This window comes from Kitasatospora sp. NPDC091276 (assembly GCF_040684355.1).
Taxonomy (GTDB): Bacteria; Actinomycetota; Actinomycetes; order Streptomycetales; family Streptomycetaceae; genus Kitasatospora.
On the sequence record NZ_JBFBFU010000049.1, the window covers coordinates 34,192 to 44,688 of the forward strand.

Here is a 10,497-nt window from a genome sequence, read left to right on the forward strand (position 1 = left end):
ACCTCTGAGCAACAAATTGCGCAGACGGGTTCCATGGAGTGCTTGAAGATGCTTGAATCTGGCCAGAAAGAAGCAGGTATCAGCAACTATCTAGTGGAGGTGGCCGATGGCGACCCATGTCGAGGCCGAGATCGCCAGCCAGCCGGACTGCTGGCGCCGCGCTGCGGAAGTCGCCGCGGCGGAGTGCACGGCGCTGCCGGAGGCCGGTGAACGGGTCGCGGTGATCGGCTGCGGGACCTCGCTGTTCATGGGCCAGGCGTACGCCGCCATGCGGGAGTCGAGCGGACAGGGCGTCACGGACGCCTTCGCCGCCTCCGAGTTCCCGGGCGTCCGCTCGTACGACCGCGTGATCGCGCTGACCCGCTCCGGCACCACGACCGAGGTCCTGGCCCTGCTGGAGCGGGTGCGCGGAAAGGTCCGCACCGCGGCCGTCACCGCCGACCCGCGGACGCCGGTGATGACCGCGGCCGACGACATCGCCGTGCTGGACTTCGCCGACGAGCGGTCCGTGGTGCAGACCAGGTTCGCCACCACGGCGCTCACCCTGCTGCGGGCCCACCTGGGCCTGCACACCGAGGCGGTGGAGGCCGACGGCCGGGCGGCCCTGGCGGAGCCGCTGCCCGAAGGCCTGGTGGACTGCACCCAGTTCACCTTCCTCGGCACCGGCTGGACGGTCGGGCTGGCGAACGAGGCCGGCCTCAAACTGCGCGAGGCCGCGCTCGCCTGGAGCGAGGCGTACCCGGCGATGGAGTACCGGCACGGCCCGATCAGCATCGCCGCGCCGTCCACCGCCACCTGGATGCTGGGCGCCGCACCGGCGGGCCTGGCCGAGCAGGTCCGGGGCACCGGCGCCCGCTGGATCGAGGGCCGGCTCGACCCGCTCGCGGAACTGGTGCGCGTCCACCGGCTGGCCGCCGCGCTGGCCGCCGCGAAGGGCCTGGACCCGGACCAGCCGCGCAACCTGACCCGGTCCGTGGTGCTCGCCGACTCATGACCGATCAGCCTCGGCTCACGACCGGCCGGCGTCAGCCCGTGCCCGACCGGCGTCTGGTCGTCGCCGTGGACGTCGGCGGCACCGGCATCAAGGCCGCCCTGCTGGACCGGGAGGCGGCCGTCCGGCACCAGGTGCGGCGCGCCACCGGGCGCGAACGGGGACCGGAGGCCGTCGTGGCCACCGTCGTCGACCTGGTCGCGGACGTGCGGCGGGAGGCCGGGCGGCAGGGCGCGGAGGTCGACGCCGTCGGCCTGGCCGTTCCCGGCATCGTCGACGAGGCCACGGGGACGGGCGTGTACTCCGCCACGATCGGCTGGCGGGACGTCCCGTTCCGGGAACTCGTCGCCGAGCGCACCGGCCTGCCCGTGGCCGTCACCCACGACGTGCGCGCCGGCGGCGTGGCCGAGGCCCGGCTCGGAGCCGGGCGCGGCGAGGAGCGCTTCCTGTTCGTCCCGGTCGGCACGAGCATCGCCGCCGCCGTCATGACCGGCGGCCGCGCCCTGCCCGGCGCGCACCACCGGGCCGGAGAGATCGGCCACCTCGTGGTGCGCCCGGGCGGGGAACCGTGCGCCTGCGGGGCCCGGGGCTGCGCCGAGACCTACGCCTCGGCGGCCGCCGTGGCGCGGCGCTACACCGAGGCCACCGGCCGGCCGGCCCCCGCACCGGAGGTGGCGCGGCTGGCCGCCGAGGGGGACCGGGCGGCCGGCGCCGTCTGGCAGGAGGCGGTCGACGCCCTGGCCGACGCCCTGCTGACGGCCGTCCTGGTGCTGGACCCGCCGCTGGTCGTCCTGGGCGGGGGCCTCGCCGAGTCCGGCGACCTGCTGCTCGCCCCGCTGGCCGCCGCGCTGGCCGCCCGCGCCCGGATCCAGGTCGCGCCGCGCCTGGTGCCCGCCGCGCTCGGGGACCGGGCCGGCTGCCTGGGCGCCGGACTGCGCGCCCTGGACGCGGCGGCCGGCCGCGCGGCCCCGGAAGGGAGCCCGGCGCCGTGATCGTCACCGTGACCCCGAACCCCGCCCTGGACATCACCTACGGCGTGCCGGCGCTGCGCCCGCACACCAGCCACCGGGTGGCCTCCGTCCACGAACAGGCCGGCGGCAAGGGCGTGAACGTGGCCCGGGTCCTGCACGGCCTCGGCCGGCCCACCACCGCCGTCCTGCCGCTCGGCGGGCCCACCGGCGCGGTGCTGCGGGCCGACCTCGACCGGGCCGGCATCGCCTGCCTGGGCGTCCCGCTCGCCGCCGGCACGTCGACCCGGCGCACCGTCGCCGTGGTCGACGCCGTCGACGCCACCGTGCTGAACGAGCCCGGACCGGAGCTCTCCGCCGAGGACTGGACGGCCCTGCGCGCCGCCGTCCGCAGCCTGCTCCCCACCGCCCGGGCCCTGGTGCTGTCCGGGAGCCTGCCGCCGGGCCTGCCGGGCGGCGCCTACGCGGACCTGGTCCGCCTCGCCCACGCGCAGGGCGTGCCGGTCGTCCTGGACGCCGACGGCGCCGCGCTCACCGAAGCACTGGCGGCCGGGCCCACGGCCGTCAAGCCGAACGCGGTCGAACTGCGCCGCGCCACCGGCATCGCCGACCCGCTCCGCGCGGCACACGCCCTCGTCGACGCCGGCGCCCGGGCGGTGGTCGCCTCGCTCGGCCCCGACGGGCTCCTCGCCGTCACCCCGGACGGCAGCTGGTGGGCCCGCCTGCCCCCGGAGGCCGACGTGCGGGGGAACCCGACCGGCGCGGGGGACGCGGCGGTCGCGGCGCTGGCCGCGGCCCTCGCCGACCGCACGCCGTGGCCGGCGGCGCTGGCCCACGCGGTGGCCCTGTCGGCCGCCGCCGTCCAGGCCCCGTACGCCGGCCGGTTCGACCCGCAGGCCTACCGCGGCCACCTCCCGCTGGTCCGGGTCACCCCGGCCGCGCCCTCCGCCGGCTCGGCCCCTTCCGACTGAACAGCCCCACCCGACAGGAGAGTTCATGCCCCTGGCAGCCACCGGCGGCCTCGTCGCCCGGGCCGCGGCCCGGCACGGCGCCGTCGCCGCCTTCAACGTCATCACCCTGGAGCACGTCGAGGCCGTCGTCTCCGCCGCCGAGACCGCCGGCACCGCGGTGATCCTCCAGGTGAGCGAGAACGCGGTGCGGTTCCACGGCGGGCGGCTGGCCCCGCTCGCCGCGGCCGCCGTGCGCTGCGCCGAGCCGAGCACCGTCCCGGTGGCGCTGCACCTGGACCACGTGAAGACCGGCGTCCTGCTCCGCCAGGCCGCCGAATGCGGGTTCAGCTCGGTGATGTACGACGCCGCGCACCTGCCCTACGCGGAGAACGTCGCCGCCACCCGCGAGGCCGCCGTCTGGGCGCACGGCGCCGGGCTCTGGCTGGAGGCCGAACTCGGCGAGGTCGGCGGCAAGGACGGCCGGGGGCCGCTGGACGCCCACGCACCGGGAGCCCGCACCGACCCCGAAGAGGCGCGGCGCTTCGTCGAGGAGACCGGCGTGGACGCCCTCGCCGTCGCCGTCGGCAGCTCCCACGCGATGACCTCCCGCGACGCCCGGCTCGACCACGACCTGCTCGCCGCCCTGCACGCGGCCCTCGACGTCCCGCTCGTCCTGCACGGCTCCTCCGGGGTTCCCGACGACGAACTGCGCCGCGCCGTCCACGGCGGCATAGCCAAGGTCAACATCGGCACCGCCCTGAGCATCGCCATGACGACCGCCGTCCGGTCCCACCTGGCGGCGGACGAGCGGGGCGTCGACCCCCGCGCGTACCTGGCCGCGGGCCGCGGGGCGATCACCGAGGCCGTCGGCCGGCTCCTGCCCGTCGTCGCGGGGACCGCCGGATGACCGCGCCCCGGCCGACACCGTCCCCCGAACCACCCCCTAGAGGACCACTCATGCTCCAGATCGACCGGACCGGGTTCACGCTCGACGGGCGCCCCCTGCGCCTGCTCTCCGGCGCCCTGCACTACTTCCGCAGCCTGCCCGGGCAGTGGCCGCGCCACCTGCGGATGCTGCGGGCGATGGGGCTCAACACCGTAGAGACGTACGTCCCCTGGAACCTGCACGAGCCCCGCCCCGGCGCGTACGACTTCACCGGCATCGCCGACCTGGAGGCCTTCCTGCGGGCCGCCGCGGACGCCGGACTGCACGCGATCGTCCGCCCGAGTCCCTACATCTGCGCCGAGTGGGAGAACGGCGGCCTGCCCTGGTGGCTCCTGGCCGAACCGGGCGCGGCGGGCCGCGGCCTGCCGCTGCGCACCAGCGACCCGCGCTTCCTGGCCCACGTCGACCGCTGGTACGACACGCTGATCCCGATCCTGGCGGCGCACCAGACCACGCGCGGCGGAAACGTCCTGATGGTCCAGATCGAGAACGAGTACGGCTCCTACGGCACCGACCGGGCCTACCTCGCCCACCTCGCCAACGGCCTGCGCGCCCGCGGCATCGACGTCCCGCTCTGCACCTCCGACGGGCCGGAGGACTTCTTCCTCACCGGCGGCGCCCTGCCCGGCCACCTCGCCACCGTCAACTTCGGCAGCCGCGCCACCGAGGCCTTCGCCGAGCTGCGCCGACACCGCCCCCAGGACCCGCCGATGTGCATGGAGTTCTGGAACGGCTGGTTCGACCACTGGGGGGAGCCGCACACCACCCGCCCGGCCGAGGACGCCGCCGCGGCCCTGCGCGAGATCCTGGCGGCCGGGGCCTCCGTCAACCTCTACATGGCCCACGGCGGCACCAACTTCGGCACCTGGGCCGGCGCCAACACCGCCGATCCGCGCACCGGCCGGGGCTACCAGCCGACCGTGACCTCCTACGACTACGACGCCCCGCTGGACGAACGAGGCGCCCCCACGGCCAAGTTCCGTGCCTTCCGCGAGGTCCTGGCGGCGTACGCGGACGGCCCGGTGCCGGAGCCCGAGGAGCTCCCGGCCACGCTGCCGGCGTGCCGGGTGGAGCTCGACCGGTCCCTGCCGCTGGCGGACGTGGTGGACCACCTGTCCACCGGCGAGGTCCGCTCCGCCGTCCCGCTCTCCTTCGAGGAACTCGGCCTCCCGCACGGCCTCGTCCGCTACCGGACCACCATCCCCGGCCCGCGCGCGCAATACCCGCTCACCGTCGAGGGGCTCGCCGACCGGGCCCACGTCCGCGTCGACGGCACCCACCTCGCCACCCTGGAACGCGACGTCGAGCACGAGCCCCTGCTCGTCCCGGTGCCCGGCGGGGGTGCCCGGCTGGAGCTGCTGGTCGAGTCGATGGGCCGGGTCAACTACGGAGCCGGGATCGGCGACCGCAAGGGGATCGCCGGGGCCCTGCACACCCAGCAGTACCTGCACGGGTGGACGGCCGACCCGATGCCGCTGGCCGACGGGACGCCGGACCGGCTCCCCTGGGACGCGGCCGGCGCCCCGGCCGCCGGCCCCGGCGCGGCCTTCCACCGCGGCGCCTTCGAGGTCGCGGAGCCCGCCGACGGCTACCTGGCGCTGCCGGGCTGGGGCAAGGGCTACGTCTGGGTCAACGGCTTCCTGCTGGGCCGCTACTGGGACCGCGGACCGCAGTGCACGCTCTACCTGCCCTGGCCGGTTCTGCGCAGCGGGACGAACGAGATCACCGTCCTCGAACTCGACCGGTCCGGCGAACCCGCCGTGCACCTGGTGGCCCGGCCCGACCTGGGCTGACACCCCGTGCATCCGGCCCGTCGCCCGGCTCTCCGCCCGGGTCTCCGCGCGACGGGCCGTGTCGAAACCGAGACCGCTTCGTGCTCCGAAGCTCTAGGAACCTGCTCGATATTGAGCAATACTCATCCGAACTGCGCACCATAGAGCAGGGGGTGGTCCGATGGGCACGCGACCACCGACGTCCGGACCGGGCCAGGGCCAGGACCAGGACCAGGACCAGGATCCGGCCCCGGCCCTGGATCCGGCCCCGGAGCCGGCTCGGTGAGGAGGCCGCCGACGCGCGGCGGCACTCCCGGCCGGCCCCAGAACCTCCGGAACCCGGACACCCCTGCCGACCCCCACCGCACCTCCACCCCCACCGCACCGCACCCGCTCGCGCCAGCCGCCGTCCACCCGACGCCGCGCCGCGATGGCCGAGGGCCAGTACACGTAAAGGACGAGATCCTCATGGCGAAGACACGAATCCGCACCCGCCTGCTGGCCGCCGCCGCGACGCTGCCGCTGCTCGCCGGCATCGCGGCCTGCGGATCGGGCGGTGACGGCGCCTCGGGCGGCGGAGGCTCCGCCGAGGTCACGTTCTGGGGCTGGGCGCCGGGCTACGAGGAGGCGGTGGCCCAGTACAACGCGGCCCACCCGGACGCCAAGGTCAAGTTCGAGAAGATCGTGTCGGGCAGCAAGGGCGGCTACGCCAAGATCTTCGCGGCCGTCAAGGCCGGCAACGCCCCCTGCCTGGCCCAGGTCGGCTACGAGTCGCTGCCCAGCTTCGTCGTGGAGGGCGCCGTCCAGGACGTCAGCGGCGAGGCCGGGCAGTACCAGTCGCAGTACGGGGACGGCGCCTGGAACGCGGTGAAGGTCGGCGGCCAGGTGTACGGCATCCCGGTCGACGTGGGCCCGATGGCGCTCTACTACCGTACCGACCTGTACGCCCAGTACGGTCTGAAGCCGCAGGCGACCTGGGAGGAGTTCGCCGCCGACGCCGCCAAGGTGCACGCCGCCAACCCCAACGGCTACCTGAGCGTGTTCAACCCGGACGACCCGTGGTGGTTCGCCGGCATGTCCGCCCAGGCCGGCGGCAGTTGGTTCGGCACCGACAGCAAGGGCTGGAAGGTCTCGCTCGCGAGCGACCCGGCCACCGCCAAGGTCGCGAAGTACTGGCAGGGCCTGATCGACCAGGGCCAGGTCAAGTCCGAGCAGGGCTTCAGCCCCGACCTCTACAAGGACCTCCAGGACGGCACGCTCGCCGCCTACCCCGGCCCGGTCTGGTTCTCCTCCATCCTCGAACAGAACGCGGCGCAGGCGTCCGGCAAGTGGGCGGTCGCACCGATGCCGCAGTGGCAGGGCGGCGCCAAGTCGGTCGGCAACGACGGCGGTTCGTCCACCGCGGTGGTCAAGGGCTGCAAGAACACCGCCGCTGCGCTGCGCTTCGCCAACTGGATGAGCACGGACGCCGCCGCCGTCGGCACCCTCGTGGACAAGGCCGGCATCTACCCCGCCTCCACCAGCGGCACGTCGGTGCCGGCACTGGCGAAGCCGAGCGCCTACTTCGGCAACCAGCCGATCTTCGACGTCTTCAAGCAGGCGACGGCGCAGGCCCCCAAATGGAGCTGGGGCCCGACCATGACCCAGACCTCCAGCGACCTCACCGACGCCTTCGGCGCGGCCGTCGCCGCCCACGGCGACCTGACGGCGGCGCTGGGCACGGTGCAGAACAAGACCGTCGACGCGATGAAGTCCAAGGGGCTGACGGTCACCGCCGGCTGACCGGCTCGCCGGCGGACCCCGCGCGGTCCGCCGGCCCGGGCGCGTCCGACCCGTCCGACCCGTCCGACACGCCCGAGGGACCGACCACCGCCCGCACGAGAGAGAACCCCAGATGAGCGCAGCAACCCCGGCGGCGCCGGGCCGCACCGCCCCGAAGGCCGCCACGGTACGACGGACGCCGTCCCGCAACCGCGCGGCCCTCGGCTTCCTGGCCCCCTTCGGCCTGCTGTTCACCGTCCTGTTCCTGCTGCCCATCGGGTACGCGCTCTGGCAGAGCCTGTACCGCGTGGAGCGCTCCGGCCTCGGCTTCGGCCCGGCCAGAACGGTCTTCGCGGGGCTCGACAACTACACCGCGGCCCTGGGCGACGGCTCGTTCCTCGCGGGCGTCGGCCGGGTGCTGCTCTTCGGCGTGGTCCAGGTCCCGGTGATGCTCGGACTGGCCCTCGGCCTCGCCCTGCTGATCGACGCCAAGGGCACCCGGCTGCGGAAGTTCTTCCGGCTCGCCTACTTCCTCCCGTACGCGATCCCGGGCGTCGTGGCCACCATCCTCTGGGCGTTCCTCTACCTGCCCGGCACCAGCCCGCTCGTCGCCGGACTGAGGGACATCGGCATCGACGCCGACTTCCTCTCGTCCGGCACCGTCCTGTGGTCGATGGCCAACATCGTCACCTGGACCTGGACCGGCTACAACATGCTGGTCATCCTCTCCGCCCTGCAAGCCATCCCCAGCGAGCTCTACGAGGCCGCCGACCTCGACGGCGCCGGCCCCTGGCGGACCGCCTGGCACATCAAGATCCCGCTGGTGGCCCCCGCCCTGGTGCTGACCGGGATCTTCTCCATCATCGGCACCCTCCAGCTCTTCACCGAGCCGATGGTCCTGCATTCGCTGGCCTCGACCGTCTCCGCCGACTACACGCCCAACATGGCGGCGTACAACGCGGCGTTCGGCACCAACGACTACGGCAAGGCCGCGGCCATCGCCGTCCTGCTGGCACTGGCCACCTGCGTCCTGTCCTTCACCTTCCTGCGCCTCTCGGTGCGCATCACCGGAAACCGGGTGACCGCATGAGCACCGCCGACCTCCGCCGCCGCCCCGAGACCGCCGGCCCGGCGCGCCGCCGCCCCGCCGGGCCCGCCCGACCGGGCGCCCCCGGCCGCCGTCCGCGCCCCAACGTCCTCGGCACGGCCGTCCTGTTCGTGCTCTCCGCCTACTTCCTGCTGCCCGCCTGGTGGCTGCTGGTGGCCTCCACCAAGAGCAGCAGCGACCTGTTCGGCAGCGGCGGCTTCTGGTTCTCCACCCTCCACCTCGGCGACAACCTGCACGAGCTGGCCACCGCCAATAACGGGCTCTACTTCCGCTGGCTCCTCAACACCGTGCTGTACGCGGGCGTCGGCGCCGCGGCCGCCACCCTGCTCGCGGCGATGGCCGGCTACGCGCTCACCAAGTACCGGTTCCGGGGCCGCGAGGCGGTGTTCAACACGATCCTCGCCGCGGTGCTCGTCCCCGCGCCGCTCCTCGCCCTGCCGGTCTACCTGCTGCTGTCCAAGGCCCATCTGGTCAACACCGTCTGGGCGGTCCTGCTGCCCAGCATGGTCAGCCCGTTCGGCGTCTACCTCAGCCGGATCTACGCCGCCGCGTCCGTCCCGGACGAGATCCTGGAGGCCGCCCGGATGGACGGCGCAGGGGAGTTCCGGATCTTCTTCACGGTGGTCCTGCGGATCTTCTCGCCGGCGCTGGTGACCATCTTCCTGTTCCAGTTCACCACCATCTGGAACAACTTCTTCCTGCCGCTGGTCACGCTCTCCGACCAGAAGCTCTGGCCGGTCAACCTCGGCCTCTACTACTGGAACGGCCTGCGGGACCACACCCCGTACAACCTGGTCGTCACGGGCTCGTTGGTCTCGGTCGTCCCGCTGGTCGTGGCCTTCCTGCTGTTGCAGCGGTTCTGGCGCACCGACCTGACGGCGGGCGGCGTCAAGGCCTGAACCGGGCCCCGGGGCGTGGTCGGTGGATCAGGCCGCCCCCGGGGCCCGTCGGCGGTCAGGCCCGCCGGACCCGGACGCCGCAGCCGGTGACGGCCCGCTGCTGCGCCTCCGTCAGGCCGTCGTCCGTCACCAGGTCGTGGACGTCGGAGAGCGGGCAGATCCGGGCGAAGGTGACCTTGCCGACCTTGGTGCTGTCGGCCAGCACGACCGAGCGCGCGCTGCTGCGCAGGAACGCCCGGTCGGTCTGGGCCTCCATCTCGTCGTGCGTGGTGCAGCCCTCCTGCGCCGTCAGGCCGTCGACCCCGATGAAGGAGATGTCCAGGTGGTACTGCGAGAGCATCCGGTCGGCGGCCGGACCGACCAGTTCGTAGCTGGCCGTACGGGCGATGCCGCCGATCACCACGAGGCGCACCTCGGGGCGGACGATCAGGTCGGCGGCGATGTTCACCGCGTTGGTCACGACGGTGATGCCGGTGCGCTCGGCGAGCACCCGGGCGAGCTCGCTGGTGGTGGTGCCGCCGCTGAGGCCCACCACCGCCCCCTCCGGCACGAGTTCGGCCGCGGCCAGGGCGATCCGGCGCTTCTCCTCCCGCTGCTTCTCGCCGCGGTGGCGCAGCGGCAGTTCGAGGTTGACCGAGCCGGTCACCGCGCCGCCCCGGGTGCGGTGCAGCAGCCCCTGCTCGTGGAGCTCCTGGAGATCGCGGCGCACGGTCGCGGTCGAGACGTCCAGGAGTTCGGCGAGCGCGTGCACATCGGCGCTCCCCGCTTCGGTGACGTGCGAGAGGATCCGGGTGGCGCGATCAGCTTTGAGCATGACGCGATTCTAGCCCGGTCCGGAGCCAAACCCCTGGGTGGCGCCGGGTCGGACTGATCTCGGCGAGCAGGTCGCAGGTCTGGTCGTCCGCTCGAATCTGACTATCATGGCGATGAAACAAGCAACTTCACTCAGTTCTACGGCTGCCCGGAGCAGCGCCGGAGGTGACCGCGTGACAGCGGACCGCATGTCCCTGGCCGGCGCCCGGCTGGTCCTGCCCGGCGGCGTCGTCGAGGGCGGCCGCCTGGCCGTCGGGGGCGACCGGATCGCCGGCCTCGGAGGCGAGAG

9 protein-coding genes are annotated in these 10,497 nt (G+C 74.2%); 8 read left to right on the forward strand and 1 reads right to left on the reverse strand.

The genetic code is table 11. The features are described 5' to 3' along the window. The first annotated feature begins 106 nt into the window (after positions 1–106). From AB0O19_RS36095 to AB0O19_RS36130, 8 genes are all read left to right on the forward strand, one after another. Positions 107–994, forward strand: a complete 888-nt coding sequence (locus AB0O19_RS36095; protein WP_363586278.1) for an SIS domain-containing protein — start codon at positions 107–109, stop codon at positions 992–994. Continuing rightward, positions 991–1,983 (forward strand): ROK family protein, encoded by a 993-nt coding sequence (locus AB0O19_RS36100; RefSeq protein ID WP_363586279.1) that lies wholly within the window; start codon positions 991–993, stop codon positions 1,981–1,983. The genes AB0O19_RS36095 and AB0O19_RS36100 overlap by 4 nt, the downstream gene beginning before the upstream one ends. Further along, complete coding sequence (locus AB0O19_RS36105) at positions 1,980–2,930, forward strand: hexose kinase (protein ID WP_363625762.1); 951 nt, start codon at positions 1,980–1,982, stop codon at positions 2,928–2,930. Before AB0O19_RS36100 ends, AB0O19_RS36105 begins: the two co-directional genes overlap by 4 nt. A gap of 25 nt (positions 2,931–2,955) precedes the next feature. Then, entirely contained in the window at positions 2,956–3,816 is an 861-nt protein-coding gene (locus AB0O19_RS36110) for a class II fructose-bisphosphate aldolase (RefSeq protein ID WP_363625764.1), read from the forward strand. 50 nt (positions 3,817–3,866) lie between these two features. Next, positions 3,867–5,648 (forward strand): beta-galactosidase family protein, encoded by a 1,782-nt coding sequence (locus tag AB0O19_RS36115; RefSeq protein WP_363625766.1) that lies wholly within the window; start codon positions 3,867–3,869, stop codon positions 5,646–5,648. A gap of 447 nt (positions 5,649–6,095) precedes the next feature. Further along, the gene (locus AB0O19_RS36120) at positions 6,096–7,409 is read left to right on the forward strand and encodes an extracellular solute-binding protein (RefSeq protein WP_363625768.1); all 1,314 of its coding nucleotides are present in this window, start codon (positions 6,096–6,098) and stop codon (positions 7,407–7,409) included. A gap of 112 nt (positions 7,410–7,521) precedes the next feature. Next, positions 7,522–8,478, forward strand: coding sequence for a sugar ABC transporter permease (locus tag AB0O19_RS36125; RefSeq protein WP_363625770.1), 957 nt, complete (start codon positions 7,522–7,524; stop codon positions 8,476–8,478). Continuing rightward, positions 8,475–9,395, forward strand: a complete 921-nt coding sequence (locus tag AB0O19_RS36130) for a carbohydrate ABC transporter permease (RefSeq protein ID WP_363625772.1) — start codon at positions 8,475–8,477, stop codon at positions 9,393–9,395. The genes AB0O19_RS36125 and AB0O19_RS36130 overlap by 4 nt, the downstream gene beginning before the upstream one ends. A 55-nt stretch (positions 9,396–9,450) precedes the next feature. Here the strand turns inward: AB0O19_RS36130 and AB0O19_RS36135 are convergent, their stop codons facing one another. Then, complete coding sequence (locus AB0O19_RS36135; protein ID WP_363586284.1) at positions 9,451–10,209, reverse strand: DeoR/GlpR family DNA-binding transcription regulator; 759 nt, start codon at positions 10,207–10,209, stop codon at positions 9,451–9,453. Between the last annotated feature and the right edge of the window lie 288 nt (positions 10,210–10,497).